General features: G+C 63.4%; 18 protein-coding genes. 8 read left to right on the top strand and 10 right to left on the bottom strand.

Annotation, left to right across the window (positions count from 1 at the left end; translation table 11 throughout):
• Nucleotides 1-10: 10 nt before the first annotated feature.
• The 6 genes from HBO12_RS24770 to HBO12_RS24745 are packed head-to-tail and all read right to left on the bottom strand — an operon-like array spanning nt 11 to nt 5,061.
• Nucleotides 11-487 (bottom strand): aromatic-ring-hydroxylating dioxygenase subunit beta, encoded by a 477-nt coding sequence (locus HBO12_RS24770; protein WP_170043546.1) that lies wholly within the window; start codon nt 485-487, stop codon nt 11-13.
• A 2-nt stretch (nt 488-489) separates the two neighbouring features.
• Complete coding sequence (locus tag HBO12_RS24765; RefSeq protein ID WP_170043500.1) at nt 490-1,776, bottom strand: Rieske 2Fe-2S domain-containing protein; 1,287 nt, start codon at nt 1,774-1,776, stop codon at nt 490-492.
• A gap of 47 nt (nt 1,777-1,823) precedes the next feature.
• On the bottom strand, nt 1,824-2,348 hold the full coding sequence (locus HBO12_RS24760) for a nuclear transport factor 2 family protein (RefSeq protein ID WP_170043499.1): 525 nt from the start codon (nt 2,346-2,348) through the stop codon (nt 1,824-1,826).
• 9 nt (nt 2,349-2,357) lie between these two features.
• Nucleotides 2,358-2,717, bottom strand: a complete 360-nt coding sequence (locus tag HBO12_RS24755; protein WP_005787259.1) for a hypothetical protein — start codon at nt 2,715-2,717, stop codon at nt 2,358-2,360.
• 30 nt (nt 2,718-2,747) lie between these two features.
• Entirely contained in the window at nt 2,748-3,920 is a 1,173-nt protein-coding gene (locus tag HBO12_RS24750) for an acyl-CoA dehydrogenase family protein (RefSeq protein WP_170043498.1), read from the bottom strand.
• A 19-nt stretch (nt 3,921-3,939) separates the two neighbouring features.
• Nucleotides 3,940-5,061, bottom strand: a complete 1,122-nt coding sequence (locus HBO12_RS24745; RefSeq protein ID WP_170043497.1) for an amidase — start codon at nt 5,059-5,061, stop codon at nt 3,940-3,942.
• 707 nt (nt 5,062-5,768) lie between these two features.
• On the opposite strand from HBO12_RS24745, the gene HBO12_RS24740 reads away from it, so the two are divergent.
• From HBO12_RS24740 to HBO12_RS24720, 5 genes are all read left to right on the top strand, one after another.
• Nucleotides 5,769-6,917, top strand: a complete 1,149-nt coding sequence (locus HBO12_RS24740) for an ABC transporter substrate-binding protein (protein WP_170043496.1) — start codon at nt 5,769-5,771, stop codon at nt 6,915-6,917.
• An 81-nt stretch (nt 6,918-6,998) separates the two neighbouring features.
• The gene (locus HBO12_RS24735; protein ID WP_170043495.1) at nt 6,999-8,036 is read left to right on the top strand and encodes a branched-chain amino acid ABC transporter permease; all 1,038 of its coding nucleotides are present in this window, start codon (nt 6,999-7,001) and stop codon (nt 8,034-8,036) included.
• Nucleotides 8,033-9,823 carry a branched-chain amino acid ABC transporter ATP-binding protein/permease gene (locus tag HBO12_RS24730; RefSeq protein ID WP_170043494.1) on the top strand — a complete coding sequence of 597 codons (1,791 nt, stop codon included), beginning with the start codon at nt 8,033-8,035 and terminating at the stop codon, nt 9,821-9,823. The genes HBO12_RS24735 and HBO12_RS24730 overlap by 4 nt, the downstream gene beginning before the upstream one ends.
• Nucleotides 9,820-10,596 (top strand): ABC transporter ATP-binding protein, encoded by a 777-nt coding sequence (locus HBO12_RS24725; RefSeq protein ID WP_432755384.1) that lies wholly within the window; start codon nt 9,820-9,822, stop codon nt 10,594-10,596. Before HBO12_RS24730 ends, HBO12_RS24725 begins: the two co-directional genes overlap by 4 nt.
• Nucleotides 10,597-10,911: 315 nt before the next feature.
• Nucleotides 10,912-11,388, top strand: a complete 477-nt coding sequence (locus HBO12_RS24720; protein WP_170043493.1) for a MarR family winged helix-turn-helix transcriptional regulator — start codon at nt 10,912-10,914, stop codon at nt 11,386-11,388.
• Between the two features lie 34 nt (nt 11,389-11,422).
• Here the strand turns inward: HBO12_RS24720 and HBO12_RS24715 are convergent, their stop codons facing one another.
• Together HBO12_RS24715 and HBO12_RS24710 are read right to left on the bottom strand one after the other, a co-directional pair.
• A complete protein-coding gene (locus tag HBO12_RS24715; protein WP_170043492.1) occupies nt 11,423-12,910 on the bottom strand; it encodes an aldehyde dehydrogenase family protein in 1,488 nt (495 codons plus the stop codon).
• Between the two features lie 60 nt (nt 12,911-12,970).
• On the bottom strand, nt 12,971-14,317 hold the full coding sequence (locus tag HBO12_RS24710; RefSeq protein WP_170043491.1) for an aminotransferase class III-fold pyridoxal phosphate-dependent enzyme: 1,347 nt from the start codon (nt 14,315-14,317) through the stop codon (nt 12,971-12,973).
• 213 nt (nt 14,318-14,530) lie between these two features.
• Here HBO12_RS24710 and HBO12_RS24705 point away from each other — a divergent pair, with 213 nt between their 5' ends.
• The gene (locus HBO12_RS24705) at nt 14,531-15,460 is read left to right on the top strand and encodes a helix-turn-helix domain-containing protein (RefSeq protein ID WP_170043490.1); all 930 of its coding nucleotides are present in this window, start codon (nt 14,531-14,533) and stop codon (nt 15,458-15,460) included.
• Here the strand turns inward: HBO12_RS24705 and HBO12_RS24700 are convergent.
• On the bottom strand, nt 15,431-16,009 hold the full coding sequence (locus HBO12_RS24700; RefSeq protein WP_170043489.1) for a TetR/AcrR family transcriptional regulator: 579 nt from the start codon (nt 16,007-16,009) through the stop codon (nt 15,431-15,433). The two genes, HBO12_RS24705 and HBO12_RS24700, sit on opposite strands and share 30 nt — an antisense overlap.
• 172 nt (nt 16,010-16,181) lie before the next feature.
• Here HBO12_RS24700 and HBO12_RS24695 point away from each other — a divergent pair, with 172 nt between their 5' ends.
• Together HBO12_RS24695 and HBO12_RS24690 are read left to right on the top strand one after the other, a co-directional pair.
• Nucleotides 16,182-17,342 (top strand): efflux RND transporter periplasmic adaptor subunit, encoded by a 1,161-nt coding sequence (locus tag HBO12_RS24695; RefSeq protein WP_170043488.1) that lies wholly within the window; start codon nt 16,182-16,184, stop codon nt 17,340-17,342.
• Nucleotides 17,343-17,372: 30 nt separating this feature from the next.
• Entirely contained in the window at nt 17,373-20,519 is a 3,147-nt protein-coding gene (locus tag HBO12_RS24690) for an efflux RND transporter permease subunit (RefSeq protein WP_170043487.1), read from the top strand.
• Nucleotides 20,520-20,633: 114 nt separating this feature from the next.
• Here the strand turns inward: HBO12_RS24690 and lpdA are convergent, their stop codons facing one another.
• Nucleotides 20,634-22,025 carry a dihydrolipoyl dehydrogenase gene (gene lpdA / locus HBO12_RS24685; protein WP_170043486.1) on the bottom strand — a complete coding sequence of 464 codons (1,392 nt, stop codon included), beginning with the start codon at nt 22,023-22,025 and terminating at the stop codon, nt 20,634-20,636.
• Nucleotides 22,026-22,031 lie beyond the last annotated feature (6 nt).

Raw genomic sequence — 22,031 nt, 5'->3', positions numbered from 1 at the left:
GCCGGCGCCCTCACAGGATGTAACCGATACCGGCGAGGGTGTCGGTGGAGTTGATCAGGTGAATCAGCTTGCGCTGGATCTTGAAACTGTCGCCGTCACGCAGCAGCTCGAACGTGATATCGGCGGTGTAGTGCTTGAGCACATCCTTGCGGCATTCACGCAGGTTCTGCGCACAGCGCACAGTGACGGTGGCGCCGTCATCGGCAAGCAGGCGAAACCGCGACAGCGTGCGCACGGTACGCGCCCGTGGCGTGGTGGAAATCGACTCGCCGCTGGTCAGGCGCGTGACCCGCAACTGGCGCATGTGATGGTCGTCATAGGCATAGTTGAGGGTGTTTTCAAAGTCGGTTTCCAAGGGGTCGATGGGGATGATGTAGGTTGCACCCTCGGTCCACAGCGCCAGCCATGCCTGGAACTCACCGTGATCGAGCATGTCCGCTTCTTGCCAGATAAAGGCGCTGGCCTGGTTGAGCAGTTGTACGTTGATCATCACTGGGTCTCCTGGGCCGACATCATTTTTTTCCACTGCTGATAGCCGGCGCGCATGCCGGTTTCGGCGCTGACATCACTGACCAGGCCATCGGCGCTGGCCTGCTCGCCAGCCAGGCCGCGATTGAGCATGACCCACAGGTCGGTACCCGCGCTGGCGCCCTTCTGCACCCGCTCCCACGCCTCGGAATCGTCCGGCGTGCCAAACCCCATCGGGCCCTGGAAGTGCTCATGCAGGCGCAAGCGGTAACGGTTGGCGACCGCCGGGCCGCCGTCCATGGTGATCACCGCGTGGTGGATCTCGGTCTCGTCCACGGCAATCGGTTGCAGCACCCGGAAGAACGCCATCGAGCACGCAATGTTGGGGAACAGATTGAGGTTGAACCCCGAGCCGCCCACCGCGCGGACAATGCGGCGCACCGCCTGCTCGTCATGCCCTTCTTCGCGCAATTGCCCGGCGAGTTCCTCGAAACGCGCCGGGATCGGCAACTCAAGGTTGGCTTCCAGATCGATCAAGTCCGGGATCATCACCATCACGCTATGGCCGTTGCCCAGGTCTTCGACGTAGCCGCTGCCGCCGACGAAATTGAGCATCTCTTCAGTCTGCTTATCCACCGACGACAGGAACGACTTGTGTACCAACGGGAAGTGGTAGGCGTCGGTGGTGTTTTCCAGCTGGATTTTCCAGTTGCCGGGGAAACGGAATCGGTGTTCGCCAGCGACCTTGATCGGGTAGCCACCGCCCTGCTTCATAAACAGGTCGATCCATTTCCTGGCCGCGCCGAGAAACTCCTCCAGCGGCTCGATGGCATCGTTGAAGGTGGCGAAAATCATCCCGGCGTATTGCTCGACCCGCAGGCTCACCAGCGGGTGTTCACCCTTGTCCAGCATGTCGGCGTAGCTCTCCGGGTGGGGCACGCCGCGCAGCGAACCATCGAGGGCGTAGCTCCAGCCGTGGTAGGGGCAGACGAAGCTGTTGGTCTTGCCCTTTTTGTGCTCGCACACCGTCGCGGCGCGATGACGGCAGCGGTTGAGCAGCACATGGATCGCCTGCTTGCGGTCACGTACCACAATCACCGGCTGCTTGCCGACGTAGGTGGTCTTGTAGCTGCCGGCGTCGGGAATTTCGCTGACGTGCCCGACCCAGATCCAGGTCTTGTAGAAAATCTTCTCCAGCTCCTGGTCGAAGACTTGGGCATCGGTGTACAGCGACGTGTGCACACGGTCCGACAGGACGCGTTCGGAGGGGTAACTCTCAAGGTTCACGGCTTGAATCAGGTTATTCACGATGTCTCCTCGTCGACCCGCCGGGCCGACTTACTTGAATGCGGGTTTCACTCACCCGGCTTATGGGGCACCGGCAACCGGGCGCTGTGGTTCCACAGGCTCACGGGGCGGCTGAACAGGTTCTCGGTCTGGAAACGGGCGATGCGCCACTGGCCGTCGTTACGCTCGAAGGTCACGCTCAGGCGCGCACTGTTCAAATGGGACGCGCCACTGGCAAAGGTCGAGGCCTGCAACATCACCCAGGAACCACTGGCCCGCTGGCCCTGCACGTCAATCTGTTCGCCGGTCAGGAAGTGCACGTTGAGGGCAAAGTGCGCGGGCTCGACCATGTAGGTGGCAAACATCCCGCGAATGGCAGCACGCCCGTGGTAGCCGCCAAAGGCCTCCTGGTACTTGCTGCCCTTGCCTTCCCAGATCGCCTTGGGGGTGAACAGCCCCGCCAGTTCATCCAGCGGCGAGTGGGCGCCCAGGTCATCGCACAGCTGCATATAGCGGTTCATGCAGGCACGGATGGCGTTGGCGCTTTCCAGGGCTTCCAGGCGTTGCGCCAGGGCTTCGAGGTGTTCGTTCATGGCCGGGCCTCAGCGCTGGATAATCAGTTCGCGGCCGGTGCGGGCCTCGACCTTGCAGTACTTCCACAGCTTGTAGGTGCCATCACCCACCGGGGTGCTGCGAAACAGGTTGCAGGCCGCATGCACGCTGGCAATGTCCGGCACGTCGGCCAACAGGTAGGTGGTCCAGGGGTAGCCGGTGGACGGGCCGACCATGCTCTGGTCATCGTCCATGTTGCCGAACACCTTGACGCCCGGCAGGTCATGGATGCCATTCCACATCTGGCTGAATGCAGCCCACACCTGCAGTTGCTCGTCCCGTGGGGCGTCGAAGAAATTCTGGTTGATGCCCATGCAAAACAGCACGCGCAAGGCTTTGGTATCGCTCATTGCAGTCACCTTTTTGTTGAAAATTGAACGTCACAGATAGCCGGGCAACGGCTTGTTGCCGAAGAAAATCGCGCCGGCGCTTTGGTAAGTCATGTCGCCCATAAAGGCGTGCTGGGTGATGACCTGGGCATCGTTGACGAAGCGCGACAGCGGGCTGCTGCGGTACACCCCGCTCATCCCCGAGAGCATCTGCGCGGTGCGCGCAACATCTGCGGCCACCCGAGTCGCATGGGTCGACGACAGGCGCAGCAGGTTGGTTTGCGCCACCGACACCGGGTCGCCGGCCAGGATGCTGCTCCAGGCGTCATCGATGGCCTGGTAGAACCAGGCCCGGGCCGAGAGCAAGGCCGCCTCGGCCTTGGCCACTTCTACCTGGGCCAGGGGCCGGTCAGACAAGGACGGCGCGCCGGTCACCGAAATGCGCCCGTTGGCCATGCCGCTGAGTTCATCCAGCGCAGCCCGCGCCACACCCAGCCCGACCACCGACAACACCTGGGTGGCGAACGACAGCGACGGGTAGCGAAACAGCGGTTCGGTCAGGCTCGACGGCCCGCCGCGCACAAAAGTCCACTCCTCGGGCACCACCACGCCCTCGACCACCAGGTCGTGGCTGCCGGTGCCGATCAAGCCGGTAACGTCCCAGGTCTGCTCGATGCGCACCTTGTCCCGGGGCATCACCGCCATGCGTGGCAGGCCGAGCATGTCGCCGTTTTTCGGCGCGATGCCGACCCCGATCAACGAGGCACCCATGCACCCGCTGGAGAACTTCCAGCGCCCGTTGACCTCAAGGCCCCCGTCGACAAACGCGGCCGGTTGCGGCGGGAAGATCCCCCCGGCGAACACCACGTCCGGGCCGTTGGCGTAGACCTGCTCGATACTCGCCAGGGGCAACGCCGAGAGGTACACCAGGCTCATGCCGAAACTCGCCACCCAGCCGGCGGAGCCGTCAGCGTGGGCGATATCCTCGACCATCTGGCAGAACTGCGCCGGCGAACACTCCTCCCCGCCAAAACGCTTGGGCACCAGGGCGCGGTACACCCCAAGTGTGCGAAAGCGCTCGATGATGTCCTGGCTGATGTGTTTTTGCTGGTCGAACTCACCGCTGCGCGCGCGCCGACGGATGTCGTCCAGCAGTTGCTGGAAGTCATCACCGCCGACGATCGACAGGTCGGACCTCGGACTTTGTGCACGGAGTGCAGTCATGGAATACCTCCAAAAATAATCAGGCTGATTGTTGTTCTAGGCGTTGCGAAATCATCAGGGCCACCGCGCACAGCAAGGCGTCCTGACCTTTGCCAGCGATCAGTTGCAGGCCCACCGGCAAGCCATTCGGGCCTTGCAGCGGCAGGCTCAGGGCCGGGTGGCCAGAGAGGTTGAATGGGCGCACTAGGCTGGTCATGCCGATGGCAGCGCGGGTGTCCGCCGCTTGCGCCACCGCCAGGGGGTAATCGGGCAGGGTAGGCAAGGCCAGGATCGGGTGCTGCGCCAGGACCGCATCCACCTCACGGGTAAATGCCTGGCGTACCTGTTCGGCCTGCTGCAGTTCGTCGTCGCCGGTGAAGCCCGCAGCTTGCACGCGCGCGGCGATATCCGCGCCCAGCAGGCCGCCGGGCAACAGGTGCCCGCAGGCGTTCCAGGTCTCACGGTTGATCACCGCCAGGCCTGCGTCGTAGGCCGCCTGCATGCCGGGCAGCGGCGTTGGGTGCAGGGCAAAACCGCTGCGGGCCAATGCTTGGTCGAGGGTTTGCAGGATCTGCGGATGCGCCGCGACCGGCACTACGCCAATGCTGAGGTCGGCTGGACAGGCCTGGGCAACGAACCCCGGGTCGATGACCTGCATGGCCGCAATCAACAGCGCCATGCTGGCGGCAAACGGGCCAACGCAATCGAGGCTGGAAACGCTGGGCATCACCCCCGCGCGGCTGATCCGTCCATAGGTCGGCTTGAGGCCAAACACCCCGCAACAGGCGGCGGGCACACGCACCGACCCACCGGTGTCGGTCCCCAGGGCGAAGTCCACCAGCCCCGCCGCGACCGCCGCCGCCGAACCACTGGAGGAGCCGCCAGGAATGTAGCCGGGGTACAGCGGGTTGTCGGCGGTGCCGCTCCAGTGATTGATCCCGGTGGTGCCAAAGGCCAGTTCATGCAGGCTGGTCTTGCCGAGAATCCGGCAGTCGCCCGCGAGCAGGGCCTTGACCACTGCAGCATGCTCCTGCGCCGGCGCAGCATGCTCCAGGGCCCGGCTGCCAGCACGGGTTGCATAGCCTGCGATGTCGATCGTGTCCTTGACCATCACCGACAGACCATTACCTCCCAAAGCCAAATGCTCGACGACGATGGTCATGTTCCCCTCCCGCTCAATATGGCGACGCCGGTGCGTCGCTTGCCAGTGGACTGGGCAGGTAAACCCTGCCCAACGCTTAAATCTAAAATCATAATATTTACGTGAAATGTCAATTGATTTGTCTATTTAAAGTTATGGGTATTTTCGGTGCACGTTTTTTACGGAATGCACTGGAGCCGTGCATTTCGGTAACACTCTGAAAATCTGGAAATTCAATCTGAAAAAATAAATAAACCGTTATATTTCATATAGTTATTTAAAAATAAAGACAACAATCACGATTTCCCTCTGTTTACCTGAGGTGCAGAAAATCTAGAAAATTACGCAGAAACGAAAAGTTACCGATTGTTTTATCTATGGAAAAACCAGCAAAAAATGGCTGATTTATTTTGTGTTTTTTCTATAAAAAACGCAGCAAAAAATGGCGAAAGAACCGCGAGCTAGCGCCTTCGCCCAACACCCGCTTGTGCCCCCCTTCAGGCCACAAACTCTTCGGCCACCGGCCGCGGCAAATCCTGCTTCACACAGCCACCGCAGATTTTTCTGGCATGCAACCTGCTATCGCCCTACTCGCCCATCAACAGCGGCTCACGCCGTTGCGGCAACCGCCAAGGGCTCCCCTCCATCGCGCATCGCGACCGCTGTTCAAGCGGCGACGAACCGAGGGACGGGCGCTTGCTTAGCCTTGCAATGCTTCGGAGAATTCCATGCTCTTGAAAAAAGCTGTGTCCACCTTGCTACTGAGTGCGGCCTGCGTATCCCTGGCCCAGGCGCAAGTCACGGTCGGCGTGATCACCTCGGCCGCAGGCCCTTTGGCCATGATCGGCGTGCCACAGAAAAACACCGTGGCGCTGCTGCCGACCCAGGTCGGGGACCAAGCCATCCGCTACATCGCGCTGGACGATGGCAGCGACCCGACGGCCACGGTCAAGGCGTTGAAGAAGCTGATCAGCGAAGACAAAGTGGATGCGATCATCGGCCCAAGCGGCTCGCCCAATGCCATCGGGGTGATCTCGTTTGTCGCCGAGGCGCAGGTACCGCTGTTGTCGCCCGTGGGCACCGCGGCGGTGATCCTGCCGATGACGGCAGAGAAGAAATGGGTGTTCAAGACCACGCAAAATGACGAGTTGATCGCCAAGGCGCTGTTCGAGCACATGGCCCGGCACCAGGTGAAAACCCTGGGCCTGATCGGCACCGCCGACCCGTATGGCGAGAACTGGGCCAAGGTCGCCACGGCCCTGGCGACCGAGCATGGGATCAAGATCGTCGCCAACGAACGCTTCCAGCGCCAGGACACCTCCATCACCGGGCAAAGCCTCAAAGTGCTCGCGACCCGCCCCGACGCGGTGCTGGTCGCGGCGCCGGGCAGCCCGCCGGTGATGCCCCAGGCCACGCTGTTCGACCAGGGTTACCGTGGCCAGGTCTACCAGACCCACGGAGCGGCGCTGCCGGACTTCCTCAAGCTGGGCGGCAAGAAGGTCGAAGGGACGATCCTTGCCGCCAGCCTGATGCTGGTCCTCGATGAGATCCCCGACAGCAATCCGTCGAAGAAAATCGCCGCCGACTACACCGCCGCCTACCAGAAGCTCTATGGCAGCAAACCCGCCACCTTTGGCGCCAACACGTTCGATGCCGGCCTGCTGCTGCAAGCCGCAATCCCCCTGGCCGCCGCCAAAGCCGCACCGGGCACCGTGGAGTTTCGCCGAGCGCTGCGTGACGCCCTGGAAACCACCCACGAGCTGGCCGGCACCCAAGGCGTCTACAGCATGACCCCGGATGACCACAGCGGGTTCGATGAACGCGGCCGGGAGCTGATCCAGGTGAAAAATGGCACCTGGACCCTGCTCAAAGAGTGAGACCGCGCCCTCCCTGCCCGCTCGGCCAGCCGTGTCCGGCGGACGCCCAAAGCCTGATGACCCCGTGCAAAGAGTTGCCCTATGAATGCCCAGATAGCCTTACTGCTTGGCCAGGACGGCATCACCAATGGCGCCATTTATGCGTTGTTGGCCTTGTCGATACTCCTGGTGTTTACCGTGACCCGGATCCTGTTGATCCCCCAGGGTGAGTTCGTCACCTATGGCGCCCTGACCATGGCCAGCCTGCAGGCCGGTCACCCGACCGCACTGGTCTGGCTGCTGCTGGGCCTGACGCTGCTCGATGGCGCCCTCGACCTGCTCGCCGCGATCCGCCGCCCCCATGCCTGGCGCCTGCCGCGCATGAGCCTGGTGAAGATCGCCTACGCCGTGGCGATGGTGGGCCTGGTCAACAACCTGCCACTGGCGCAACTGCCCATGGCGTTGCAGGCCCTGTTGACCCTGGCGCTGGTGGTGCCCTTGGGGCCGCTGATCTATCGGCTGGCCTTCCAACCCATCGCATCGGCCAGTTCCCTGGTGCTGCTGATCGTCTCGATTGCGGTGCATGTGAGCCTGGTAGGCATGGGCCTGCTGCTGTTCGGCCCGGAAGGCGCGCGCACCCGGCCGTTCTCCGAACAAGGCCTGGAACTGGGCCCGGTGGCGCTCAACAGCCAGACGCTGTGGATCATCGCCGCGTCCCTGGGCTTGATCATCGGCCTGTTTGTGTTCTTTGAACGCACTCTGTACGGCAAGGCCCTGCGTGCGACGGCGGTGAATCGCATGGGGGCACGCCTGATGGGGATTTCCCCGGAAATGGCCGGCAAGAGCACCTTCGTTCTCGCAGCCCTGATCGGCACCCTGTCCGGGATTCTGATCGCGCCCATCACCACGCTGTACTTCGACTCCGGCTTCATCATCAGCCTCAAGGGCTTTGTCGGCGCCATCATGGGCGGACTGGTCAGCTACCCGGTGGCTGCCCTCGGCGCCCTCGCGGTGGGCCTGATCGAAGCGTTCTCGATGTTCTGGGCCAGCGCCTACAAGGAAGTGATCGTCTTTACCCTGATCATTCCGTTCCTGCTGTGGCGCTCCCTCACCAGCCGTCACGTGGAGGAACACGAATGAAACCCCGCTATCTGATCCTCACGCTGATCACCCTGCTGGGCCTGGCGCCGCTGGTGCTCGCCCCCTACTACGTGACCTTGCTCAACTACATCGGCCTGTATGCCTTGGTAGTGCTTGGCCTGGTGCTGCTGACGGGCGTCGGCGGCATGACCAGCTTTGGCCAGGCCGCGTTTGTCGGCCTTGGGGCCTACACCACCGCCTGGCTGACCACCGCCGGGCAACTGCCGGCCTGGTTGCAATGGGCGAGCGCCTCACCGTGGCTGACCCTACTGGTGGGCGTGGCCCTGACGGTGACGGTGGCGCTGATGCTGGGCGCCTTGACCCTGCGCCTGTCCGGGCACTATCTGCCACTGGGCACCATCGCCTGGGGGCTTTCGCTCTATTACCTGTTCGGCACCCTGGAACCCCTGGGCGGCCATACCGGCGTCGGCGGCCTGCCAGCCATTACCCTCGCGGGGATCTCCCTGGACCAGGGTGAAGATATGTTCTACCTGATCTGGCTGGTGCTGGGCGCCGCGATGCTGATCACCCACAACCTCCTCGACTCCCGCGAAGGCCGGGCGATCCGGGCGCTCAAGGGCGGCCAGTTGATGGCCGAGTCCATGGGGGTCAACACCTTCCGGTCAAAAATGGTGATCTTTGTCATCGCCGCGCTGTTTGCCGCCGTGTCGGGCTGGCTGTACGCCCACACCCAGCGCTTCGTCAACCCGACCCCGTTCGGCCTGGGCATGGGCATCGACTATCTGTTCATGGCGCTGATCGGTGGCGTGGCAAGTATCTGGGGCGCATTACTGGGCGCCGGCATCCTCACCGTGCTCAAGGAGTGGCTGCAAGACTGGCTGCCCCATCTGCTGGCCGACGGCGGCAATTACGAGACCATCGTCTTCGGCATCCTGATCGTGTTGCTGATGCACTGCGCGCCGGGCGGCCTGGCGCCGTGGCTGGGCAGATGGTTCAAGGCCCGTACCCGCACGGCGCCGCTGCCCCAGGCGCAGGCCCTGCCCCGGCGTGACGCCGCCGAACAGGGGACGCGCATCCTGCAAGCCAACCAGGTGACCAAGCGCTACGGCGGGCTGGTGGCCAACAACCAGATGAACCTGCATATCGACGCCGGGGAGATCCTTGCCCTGATCGGGCCTAACGGCGCCGGCAAAAGCACCCTGTTCAACCTGTTGTCCGGGGTCGATACGCCCACCTCAGGGGCCATTCATTTCAAGGGTCAGCCGATCACGGGCAAAACCTCGCGGCATGTCGCCCGCCTGGGAATGAGCCGCACCTTTCAGCACGTCAAGCTGCTACCGGGGATGAGCGTGCTGGAGAACGCCGCCCTCGGCGCCCACTTGCGCGGGCACAAGGGAGTGATCGCCGCCAGCCTGAACCTGGACCGTGCCGAGGAACAGCAACTGCTGGCCGAAGCGCGCTATCAACTGGAACGGGTTGGCCTGGGCGACTACTTGCAGGAAGACGCCGCGAGCCTGGCCTTGGGCCAGCAACGCATCCTGGAAATCGCCCGCGCCCTGTGCACCGACCCGTGCCTGTTGCTGCTGGACGAACCCGCCGCAGGCCTGCGCCTCCAGGAAAAACAGGCGCTGGCGGCCTTGCTCAGGCGCCTGCGCGCCGAAGGCATGGCGATCCTGCTGGTGGAGCACGACATGGACTTCGTCATGGGCCTGGTGGATCGCGTGGTGGTCATGGAGTTCGGCCAGCCCATCGCCCATGGCCTGCCTGAAGAAGTGCAAAACAATCCCGCAGTGCTTGAAGCCTATTTGGGAGGCGCAGACGCATGAATATGCCAATGGAACCCTGCAACGCCGGCACGACCCTGCTGCAAATCGATAACCTGAGCGTGGCCTATGGCAAGGTCGAAGCCTTGAGCAACGCCAGCCTGCGCGTCGGCGAAGGGCAGATCGTTACGGTGATCGGCCCCAATGGCGCGGGCAAGACCACCCTGCTGTCGGCAATCATGGGCGTGCTGGGCTCCCGGGGTCAGGTCAACTTCGACGGCACCCTGGAAACCGTGCCCGAAGTGGAGGTGATGGTCGGCCGGGGTCTGGGCCTGGTGCCGGAAAAGCGTGAACTCTTTACCTCGATGAGCGTGGCCGACAACCTGCTGCTGGGCGCCTTCCAGCGCCACCGCCGGGGCGAGCGCGACCACGGCCACACCCTCAAGCAGGTGTACGACCTGTTCCCGCGCCTGTGGGAGCGGCGTGAACAATTGGCGGCCACCTTGTCCGGCGGTGAGCGCCAGATGCTTGCGGTGGGCCGGGCACTGATGGCCAAGCCACGCCTGCTGATGCTCGATGAGCCGAGCCTTGGCCTGGCGCCGCTGGTCACCCGCGAGATCTTCCGCATCATCAGCAGCCTGCGCGAGCAAGGGGTGTCGATCTTGCTGGTGGAGCAGAATGCACGGGCCGCGCTGCGGGTCGCAGACTACGCCTACGTCCTGGAAACCGGCCAGATCGCCATGCACGGCCCCGCCCGGCAACTGGCCGACGACCCACGGGTGATCGAGGCGTACCTGGGGCTGAGCAGCAAGCATCAGGAAATGCTCGCGACCTGACAGCCCCACGCACACCCACTGTGGGAGCTGTCTCGCTCAGCGCGGCGGCATTGCCAGCCTTGATGTTGGCTGCCCCACCGCTATCGCAGCCTCGCTGAGCGAGACAGCTCCCACATTTGAGTTGTGGTGGGGCCAAAGATGTCTAGCATGCGAAGATCCCCTGTGGGAGCTGGCTTGCCTGCGATAGCGGTGTGTCAGCCACCAGAAATGCTGACTGGAGCACTGCATCGCAGGCAAGCGATGCTGCCACAGGGTGCGACGTCAATCTCGTGAATATGCAACAATTGACCGTTGCCCATTATTCGAAGCCCGAGCATGACCACCGCGAAAAAACGTGTGAATCGTCATAACCCTGCCAGCCAGGATTTCAAGAAAGAAGAGTTCCCCTTCTACTGGCTCGCACGGGTCAACGGGCGCTATTCCATGGCGATGGAAAAGGCCCTGAAAAAAGTCGACATGGATATCCCCCGCTGGCGCATCCTCCTGATCCTCAAGGACAACGGCGCGTCGAGCATCTCGGAAATCTCCACCCACGCCATTGCCAAGCTGCCCACGGTCACCAAGATCGTCTACCGCATGAAAGCCGACGGTCTGGTGCAGACCAATGTCTGCTCCAACGACGGGCGCGTTACCCAGGTTTCGTTGACAGAGGCCGGGTACCAGACCATCGAGCAGAGCCACAAGGTCACGGCAGATATCTTCAAGAACAGCTTTAAGGGCTTGACGGACGCGCAGCTCAACAAGCTCAACAGCTTGCTCGAGACCCTGTTCGACAACCTGCCCGAAGACTGAAGCGCCGGCTTGCTGGCGCCTAGGGGGGCGTGAATCAATAGCGGATCATCACCGACTTGAGCTCGGTGTAGGCCTCGATAAACGCATCACCAAACTCGCGGCCCATACCCGAGGCCTTGACCCCGCCAAACGGCAGCGCCGGATCAAGGAAGGTGTGCATATTGACCCACACCGTGCCGGCCTCGATTTGCGGGATCAGGCGCAGCGCCTTGGACAGGTCGTTGGTCCAGACACTGGCCGTCAGGCCGTAGGGCGAGTCGTTCATCAGGGTCACCAATTCCTCCTCCGTGTCATAGGGCAGTACACAGAGCACCGGGCCAAAGGCTTCTTCGCGCAGCAAAGGGTCATCAGGGCCATTGGCCAGGATCAGCGTCGGCTCGACAAAGTAGCCCGGCCGGTCAACGGCCTTGGCCCCGCAGATCACAGTGTTGTTCTGGTTGGCCCGGGCGAAGAAATCAAGAATCTTCTCCAGGTGCGCCTGGTTGGCCAGCGGGCCGAACTGGGTGCTCTCATCCAGAGGCGAGCCAATCGTCAGGGTGCCCAGGGCCTGCCCGAGTTTTTCAAGGAACTCACTGATCCGCGAGCGATGCACATAGAGCCGCTCTGGCGAGGCGCACACCTGGCCCTGGTGCACATAGGCCATTTGCACCATCCCGGCCACGGCCTGGCCCATATCGACATCGGCCAACAACGCCGCCGGGTTCTTGCCGCCCAGCTCCAGGGTCGCGCGCGTCAGGTCCGCAGCCATCGCCGCCTTGCCCACGGCAATTCCGGTCGGCACCGAGCCGGTGAACGCGACTTTGCTGATCTGGGCATGGGCGATCAATTGCTGCCCCACCTGCCCGGTGCCATTGACTACATTAAATGCGCCGGCCGGCACCCCCGCCTCGCAGGCTAATTCGGCCACCCGCAACAACGTCAGGGGGGTGAACTCACTGGGCTTGACCACGATGGTGCAACCGGTGACCAGCGCCGAAGCAATCTTCCAAATGCCAATCATCACCGAGAAGTTCCACGGCACAATCCCGGCGACCACCCCCACCGGCTCACGCAGGGTGTAGGCCATGTACTGCTCGGCGCCCATGGACGGAATCGAGGGGCTCATGGTCTGGCCGTTGATCTTGCTTGCCCAGCCGGCGAAGTAGCGCAGGAACACCACGCTCTGGGCTATTTCCAGGCCGCGCGACAGGTTGATCGACTTGCCTGAACACAGGGTTTCCAGCTGCGCCAACTCTTCGCCATGGGCTTGCAGCAGATCGGCAAATTTATTCAGGATCACGCCACGGGCATAGGGCGAGGTGCCCGCCCAGGCGCCTTTGAAGGCCTTGCGCGCACTGGCGACGGCACGCTCGACATCGTCGTCGCTGGCATCGACGATGTGGCTGATCACCTGGCCGGTCGCCGGGTTGTGCACGGCAATCTGCTGGGTGGATGTACTGGGCCGGTAGGCCCCATCAATAAAGTTGGCCGGCGCGCGGGCAAGGAACTCGGTGACCGCAGGCAGCAAGGCAATGTCGCTCATAAACAGGATTCCTCAAGGCAATCGTCAGTGCGGCGCCCGATGGGCACCGTTTGCGGGGGATCAGGTATGCGCCAGGCCCACTTGCAGGGCATGGCAGATCAGGTCGGCTTCTTCAATCGTCAGGGTCAGGGGCGGCGAGAGGATGATCTTGGTCCCCACCGGACGCACCAGCACCCCTTCCAGGCGTACCCGCTCCGCCAGGCGCGAGGCGTAGCCCTGGGCCGGATCGATGGGCGTGCGCAGGTGCTTGTCGCTTACCAGGTCAAGGGCAATCATCAGGCCTTTGCCCCGTACCTCGCCGACCACGTCGAAGCGCTCGCTCAACGGTTTGAGCCGCTTTAGCAGGTAGGCGCCGACCTTCGCCGCGTTGCCCGGCAGGTCTTCTTGCTCGACGATATCCAGCACCGCCAGGGAGGCCGCACAGGCCGTCGGGTGGCCGCTGTAGGTGTAGCCGTGCATGATCACCTGGCCGAAGTTGTCGGCGGTTTCGATGGCGCGGGCGATGCGCCCATTGAACAGCGTGGCGCCCAACGGGATGTAGCCAGCGGAGATGCCTTTGGCCAGGCACAGAATGTCCGGCGCCACCCCCCAGCCTCGCGACCCCAGCATCGAACCGGTGCGGCCGAAGCCGGTGACCACTTCATCGGCAATCAGCAAAATACCGTAGCGATCACACACCGCACGCACCTGTGGCCAGTAGCCTGCGGGCGGCACGATCACCCCGCCGGCGCCCTGCACTGGCTCGGCGATGAACGCCGCAATGGACTGCGGCCCCAGCGCGCGGATCTGCTCCTCCAATTGGCGAATGCAGTGGGCGGTCAGGGCCTGGGGATCGCTGCAGTCCCAGGGGTTGCGATAAGACCAGGGGCTGTCGAGCAGCGTGCAGCCTTCAAGCAGTGGCCCATGGTTGAAGTGATAGGCACTGATCCCGCCGACCGAGGTGCCCCCCATGTGCACGCCGTGGTAGCCGTTGCGCAAGGACAGGAACCGGGTGCGCTCGGGCTCCCCGGCGGCAATCCAGTACTGGCGGCTCATTTTCAAGGCGGTTTCGATGGCATCGGAGCCACCACTGGAAAACAGCACCCGTTGCATATCTTCCTGGGCAAACATCCCGGTCAAGCGCTCAGCCAGGTCATACACCCGGGGATGGGCAATGCCGTCGAAGGTCTGGTAGTACGCCAGCTCGTCCATTTGCCGATGGATCGCCTGCTTGACGCTTTCGCGGTTATGGCCGACGTTGACGTTCCACAGCCCGGCGATGCCATCGAGCATGCGCCAGCCATGGATGTCGGTGACGTAGTTGCCATTGCCCCTGGCGATGATCAGGGTCTGTTCTCCCGCAGCGGCCGCGGCCGCTCGCATTGGGTGCCAGAATTTTTTTTCGGCGTTCTGATAATGCGCGTACATGATTGCACTCCCTTCCGAAGAGGCGGACCGAGAGGTTTCGGGCCAGCCTGGACTGTAGGGAGCGAGGTGCATGGGCCGTTATCCCAAATCGGCACACTTTGGCAGCGGTTTGCCCATAGGTTGCAGGACCTGGGGCAACCGTGATGTATTGATGCGCGAACCGCCGCTGGACATTTTCAACCACAGGCGCAAACCCGCGCACCGGTGATGACCATGACGCAGATCGAAAGCCTTAGCTTTACCGACGCCAGCCAGCACGCGCGCTCGGTACACGACTGGGACCAGACCTACGACCAACTGTCCCCCGGCCGCTTCGCCAGCCGCTTGCGGCAGCTGTGCAGCGGGCCCTTCCAGGTCTTCCATGAGCAGTTGAACCGGCGCATCGTGCAATACGGCCAGTCGCCCGCCGAGCGCATGTGTTTTTCGATACCACTGTGCACCGACAGCCACGGCACGCAGAACTGCCTGGCGATCCTGAACAACCACGAAGAATTCATGTTCCATGCCCCGGAAAACACCCAGATCTATGCCGCGACCTTTGCCCGCCACAAAGTCCTGGCGCTGGCGGCGCTGAATCTGAGCCCGCGCAGCTACCGGCAATTGACTGCCGCTCCGTCGTTGCAGTCGCCGTGGCAGCGCGCCAGTGCCTTGCACCAGCGTGTCCGCCAGCAACTGGAGCAGGCTCTGGATTGCACGCCGCAGTACTTCAACGACGCCACCGCCAAACTCATGGAACATGGCCTGCTCAGTGGTTTCCTCGACCTGCTGGCGAGCGTCGAGGCCGATGAAAAACGCCGGCGCCCCAGCGCGCCAACCCGCCAGTACCTGGTGAAGATGAGTCAACAGATCGCCCTCGCCAGCCACGACGAGCCCATCACCATTCTCGATCTGTGCCAGCGCCTGCACGTCAGCCGACGTGCCCTGCAATACAGCTTCCAGACCATCGCCGACACCAACCCGGTGGACTACTTGCGCAGCGTGCGCCTGAACGCGGTACGGCGGCGGCTGGCCATGTCATCGCCAGCCGAGTTGAGCATCGGTGATGCGGCGGCCCAATGGGGTTTTTACCACCTGAGCCACTTTGCCAGTCAGTACAAGGCCCTGTTTGGCGAACTACCCTCGCAGACCCTGCGACAACGCTGAGTGCGGCTGCGCAGCCGTCACCCCATGCAGGAACATCTGCTCCATCACCCAGGCGGTTCCCGCTGGCGCCGCACGGCCCAAACGCTCGGCCTCGACCAGGCCACACAGGAGCGATGTAAACAACTCGGTCATCACCGCCGCACCAATATCGATACGGAACACCCCAGCCTGCTGGCCTCGCAGGAAGAAGCGGTCCAAAACGCTCAGGTACGGTTGCCAGCCATGGATGTTCAAGGTGTCTGGCCGGTACTGGAACACCATGAACAGCACCCACTCACGGTGCGCCAGGTGCTTGTCGATCAAGTCCCGCAGGGCCTCGGCCGGGGCTGCGCGCGCAAGGTCCGAGTCGTCGACCACCTGCTGCATGACCTCGCGCGAGTACGCCAACAGCACCTCGACCAGGTTTTCCCGCGTGCCGCAGAAGCGGTGCAAGGTGGCCTTGCTGATGCCGGCCGCGCGCGCCAGTTCCTGGAGCGTGGCCCGGGGTTGGTCAACGATGGCAACCGCCAGGGCCTTGAGGAGTTTTTCGTTGGGAGCGGGCGAAGACATGGCAACTGGCTCATTGGTTGGGCGTGAAGATGAAGGCATTGTGCCGAAAATCCCTATGACCTCAAGAAAAATGACACTTTTAAACACAAAAGAATATTTTGAGACATTATTGTCTCAATAGAACCAAATATATATCATGCGCACCTTTCCAGACCTAGCCCCCAGGTGACACATGAACGCTTTGCGCGACCTGCGTATTTTCAGCTTTGCCGCAATGGCCCTTGTCGGCCTCACCGGCTGTGGTGCTCCTGCCCAGCCCGAAGCGGCCCCACAGCCCCGGGAAGTGGAGACTGTGACCGTCGCCCCCGAAGCCTTCTCCCTGTCCACGGAACTGCCGGGGCGCATCGAGCCGGTCCGGGTGGCGCAGGTACGGGCCCGGGTGGCCGGGATCGTGTTGCGGCGCCACTTCGAGGAAGGCGCCGAGATCAAGGCCGGCGACCTGCTCTTCCAGATCGATCCCGCGCCACTCAAGGCCGCCGTGTCACGGGCCCAGGGCGAGCTGGCACGGATCGAAGCGCAGTTGTTCGAGAACCAGGCCAAGGTCAAGCGCTATGAACAACTGGCCGACGTCGAAGCCATCAGTCGCCAGGACCTCGACACCGCCCGCGCCGCCCTGAAAAGCAGCCAGGCCGCCCAGCAATCGGCGCGGGCCGATCTGGAAACCGCGGGTTTGAACCTGGGCTACGCAACCGTGCGCGCGCCGATCTCCGGGCGTATCGGCCGCGCCCTGGTGACCGAGGGCGCGCTGGTCGGCCAAGGCGAAGCGACGTTGATGGCAAGCATCCAGCAACTGGACCCGATCTACGCCGACTTCACCCAGCCTGTGGCCCAGGCGCTGAAACTGCGCCAGGCCCTCAAGCAAGGCAGCCTGTCGGCAGGCGACCCGTCGCAGCTGTCACTGCAAGTCGAAGGCACCGACTATCACAGCCAGGGCACGCTGCTGTTCTCGGATATTGCAGTAGACCGTGGCACCGGCCAGGTGTCGTTGCGTGGGCGCTTCAGCAACCCTGAAGGGGTGTTGTTGCCAGGCATGTATGTGCGCGTGAAAGTGCCCCAGGGCACCGACCAGCAAGCCTTGCTCGTGCCCCAGCGTGCGGTGCAGCGCGGCAGCGACGGCCAGGCCCAGGTGCTGGTGGTGGATGCTGACGACAACGTCAGCCCACGCGCCGTACAAACCGGCGCCATACAGGGCCAGCGCTGGCAGATCACCCAAGGCCTGCAGGCCGGTGACCGGGTGATTATCGGCGGCCAGGCCGGCCTCGTCCCGGGTGACAAAGTGGTGCTCAAAGCCTCCGCTGCCCCCACCGCCCAACAACAAGCAGCACTCCAGTAAGCCCGGCATCACCGCGTTCGAGGTCTCACCATGTCTGTGTTTTTTATCAAGCGCCCCAAGTTTGCCTGGGTCATTGCGTTATTCATCTCCATGGCCGGGCTGCTGATCATCCCGGCCCTGCCGGTGGCCCAGTACCCGAGTGTCGCCCCGCCGCAAATCACCGTCACCGCCACTTACCCCGGGGCGTCGGCCAAGGTGCTGGTGGATTCTGTGACCAGCGTCATCGAGGAAGAGCTCAATGGCGCCAAGGGCCTGCTCTACTTCGACTCCACCAGCAACTCCAACGGCATGGCGGAAATCGTCGTGACCTTCAAGCCCGGCACCCAGCCGGACATGGCCCAGGTCGAGGTCCAGAACCGCCTGAAAAAAGCCGAGGCGCGCATGCCCCAGGCGGTGCTCAGCCAGGGGATCCAGGTGGAGCAGACCAGCGCCGGCTTTCTGCTGATCTACGCCCTGAGCTACAAGGACGGCACGGCCGAGCAGGATACAACCCTGCTGGCCGACTACGCCGCGCGTAACGTCAACAATGAAATCCGCCGGGTCGAAGGCGTGGGCAAGCTGCAATTCTTTGCCTCGGAAGCGGCCATGCGTATCTGGCTCGCCCCCCAGAGCCTGGTGGGCTACGGCTTGTCCATCGATGACGTGAGCCGGGCGATCAGCGCGCAGAACGTCCAGGTTCCAGCGGGCAGCTTCGGCAGCTCGCCCGGCGCCGTCGGCCAGGAATTGACCGCGACCCTGGCGGTCAAGGGCACCCTGGACAACCCCGAGGAATTCGGGCGCATCGTACTGCGCGCCAATCAGGATGGTTCCAAGGTGACGCTGGCCGATGTGGCGAGGATCGAGGTCGGCAGCCAGGACTACAACTTCACCACGCGCCTCAATGGCAAGCCGGCAGTGGGTGCGGCGGTGCAATTGTCGCCGGGGGCCAACGCGCTGAAGACGGCCAGTGCGGTCAAGGAGCGCCTGCAGGAGTTGTCAGTCAATTTTGCGCCCAACGTCGAGTTCTCGGTGCCGTATGACACCTCGCGGTTTGTCGACGTGGCCATTGAGAAAGTGATCTATACCCTGGTCGAGGCCATGGTCCTGGTGTTCCTGGTGATGTTCCTGTTCCTGCAGAACGTGCGCTACACCTTGATCCCGAGCATCGTGGTGCCGGTGTGCCTGTTGGGCACGCTGATGGTGATGTACCTGCTGGGCTTCTCGGTGAACATGATGACCATGTTCGGCATGGTGCTGGCCATCGGCATCCTGGTGGACGACGCCATTGTGGTGGTGGAAAACGTCGAGCGGATCATGGCCGATGAGGGCCTGTCGCCGGCCGCCGCGACGGTCAAGGCCATGGGCCAGGTGTCGGGGGCGATCATCGGGATTACCGTGGTGCTGTCGGCGGTGTTCCTGCCCCTGGCTTTCATGGCCGGTTCGGTGGGGGTCATCTACCAGCAGTTTTCCCTGACCCTGGCGGTGTCGATTCTGTTCTCCGGCTTCCTCGCCCTGACGTTCACCCCGGCCCTGTGCGCGACCCTGCTCAAGCCCGTGGCCGAGGGGCATCATGAAAAACGCGGGTTCTTTGGCGCCTTCAACCGCCTGTTCGGGCGCCTGACCGACCGCTACAGCGCCCTTAATCATCACCTGGTCAAACGCACCGGGCGGGTGATGCTGGTATACCTTGGGCTGGTGGCCCTGCTGGGCTTTACCTACCTGCGCCTGCCGGAATCCTTCGTGCCCGTGGAAGACCAGGGCTACATGATCGTTGACGTGCAACTGCCGCCCGGCGCCTCGCGGGAGCGAACCTCGGCCACTGGCCAGGCAGTGGAACAATTTCTCGCCTCCCGCGAGGCGGTCGCCAATACCTTCCTGGTACTGGGCTTCAGCTTCTCCGGGATGGGCGAGAACGCCGGCCTGGCCTTCCCGACCCTCAAGGACTGGTCACTGCGCGACAGCGACCAGTCTGCCGAAGCCGAAACCGCAGGGGTCAATCAACAATTTGCCAACCCCAGCGACGGCACGATCATGGCGGTGAGCCCACCGCCCATCGACGGCATGGGTAACTCCGGAGGCTTCTCCCTGCGCCTGCAGGACCGTGCTGGCCTGGGCCGCGAAGGCTTGCTGGCGGCACGGGACCAACTGCTGGGCCAGGCCAACGGCAACCCGAACATCCTCTACGCGATGATGGAAGGCCTGGCCGAGGCCCCGCAATTGCGCCTGACCATCGACCGGGAAAAAGCCCAAGCCCTGGGGGTCGGGTTTGATGCCATCAACCACACCCTGTCGACTGCGTTCGGTTCGGCGGTGGTCAATGACTTTGCCAATGCCGGGCGTCAGCAGCGGGTGGTGGTACAGGCCGACCAGCGCGACCGGATGACGCCTGACAGCGTGCTCAAGCTGTTCATCCCCAATAACCTCGGCGCCCTGGTGCCCCTGAGTGCCTTTGTCAGCACCCAGTGGGAGCAAGGCCCGGTGCAGATTGCCCGCTATAACGGCTACCCCTCGATCCGTATCGCCGGCGATGCCCCACCCGGGGTCAGCACCGGGCAAGCCATGGCCGAGATCGAGCGCCTGGTGGCCGGACTGCCGGCGGGTATCGGTTATGAATGGACCGGTTTGTCGTACCAGGAAAAGATCGCCAGCGGCCAGGCCTTGCAGTTGTTTGCCCTGGCTTTCGTGGTGGTGTTCCTGCTGCTGGTGGCGCTGTATGAAAGCTGGGCCATCCCCTTTGCGGTGATGCTGATCGTACCGGTGGGCGCCCTCGGTTCGGTGCTGGCCGTGACCAGCCTGGGCATGCCCAACGACGTGTACTTCAAGGTCGGGCTGATCACCATCATTGGCCTGGCGGCCAAGAATGCGATCCTGATCGTCGAGTTTGCCAAGGACCTGTGGGCCCAGGGTTACTCCCTGCGCGACGCCGCCATCGAAGCCGCGCGCCTGCGCTTTCGCCCCATCGTCATGACCTCCATGGCCTTCATCCTCGGCGTCGTGCCTCTGGCCATCGCCACCGGCGCAGGCGCCGCCAGCCAACGTGCGATCGGCACCGGCGTGGTCGGCGGGATGCTCAGCGCAACGATACTGGGAGTGGTTTTTGTGCCGGTGTTCTTTGTCTGGGTGCTGTCGATGCTCAAGCCCAAGACCGTCCCCCGCGTGGATGACAACACACTGCCAGCCGCACGGGTCGAGGAGTAGGCGGTAACGAAAATCAACTGTAGGAGCTGTCACAGCCTCGCTGGGGCTCGACAGCTCCTACAGGGGTTCATGGAACAGCACCCAGACCGCCACATGATCCAGCAGCAGCCAGGCTCAGCTATGCAACGCCCGTTCGTAGGCGGCCAGCACGGCCTCATGCATCGCTTCTGACAGCGTCGGGTGCGGCAGGATGCTGTCGATCAGTTCGGCCTCGGTGGTCTCAAGGCGCCGCGCGATGGTGTAGCCCTGGATCATCTCGGTGACTTCCTCGCCAACCATATGCGCGCCCAGCAACTCGCCACTGTGCGCGTCGAACAGCACCTTGACGAAGCCCTGGGTAGCGCCCATGGCAATCGCCTTGCCGTTGGCCGCGAAGGGAAACTTGCCGACCTTGAGCGCCTTGCCGGCACTGCGGGCCTGGGCCTCGGTGTAGCCGACGCTGGCGACTTGCGGGTGGCTATAGGTGCAGGCCGGCACGCTGCGCGGGTCCAGGGGATGGGGGTTGAGCCCAGCGATTTTCTCGACACAAATCAGCGCTTCGTGGCTGGCCTTGTGCGCCAGCCACGGTGCTCCTGCCAGGTCGCCAATGGCGTACACGCCCGGCTCGCCCGTGCGGCAGAACTCGTCCACCAACACATGGCTATGCTGCACCTTGACCCCGGTGCCCTCCAACCCCAGCTCCTCGACGTTGCCAACAATGCCCGCCGCCACCAGCACCACGTCGGCCTGCAGGGTCTCACTGCTCTTGCCCTCAAGGCGCAACTGCACCGCGCCCTGCACCACCTGGCTGCCTTGCAGCGTACAGCCGGTGTAGAGGCGGATCCCGTCGCGGGTCAGGGCCTGGGCTACATGGGCACTGACCTCATGGTCTTCCACCGGGAGGATCCGCTCGGCCATTTCCACCACGCTGACCTGGGCGCCCAGCGCGTGATAGAAACTGGCAAATTCGATGCCGATTGCCCCGCCGCCAATGATCACCAGGCGCTTGGGCACATTGTCCGGCACCAGGGCCTGTCGGTAGCTCCAGAAATGCTTGCCGTCCGGTTCCATGCCCGGCAGCATCCGGGCCCGGGCCCCGGTGGCAAGAATAATGTGCGGCGCCGTCAGGCGCAGGTCGCCCTGCTGACCACGGACGTTCAGGCACCGCGGCCCATCCAGGCGCGCATGGCCGTTGAACACCTGGATGCGGTGTTTTTTCATCAGCCCGCTGACGCCCCGCTGCAACTGCACCGCTACATCGCGGGAGCGCTTGACGATCGCCTTGAGGTCCGGTGTCGCCGGCCCGACCTCGATGCCAAAGCTCGCCGCACTGCCGATAAGGCGCAGCACGTCAACGCTGCGCAGCAGCGCCTTGGTTGGAATGCAGCCCCAGTTCAGGCACACCCCACCCAGTTGGTCCTTCTCCACCAACGCCGTGCGCAGGCCCAACTGGCTGGCGCGGATAGCCGCCACGTAGCCGCCGGGGCCGCCACCGACGACGATCACATCGAATTTCATGTCGCTCATGGGTAC

Origin of the sequence: Pseudomonas sp. WS 5059, from assembly GCF_012985525.1 — a bacterium.
In the GTDB taxonomy this organism is placed as follows: domain Bacteria; phylum Pseudomonadota; class Gammaproteobacteria; order Pseudomonadales; family Pseudomonadaceae; genus Aquipseudomonas.
Note: the sequence above shows the minus strand (reverse complement) of the source record. Positions and strands in the feature narration are given on the sequence as shown.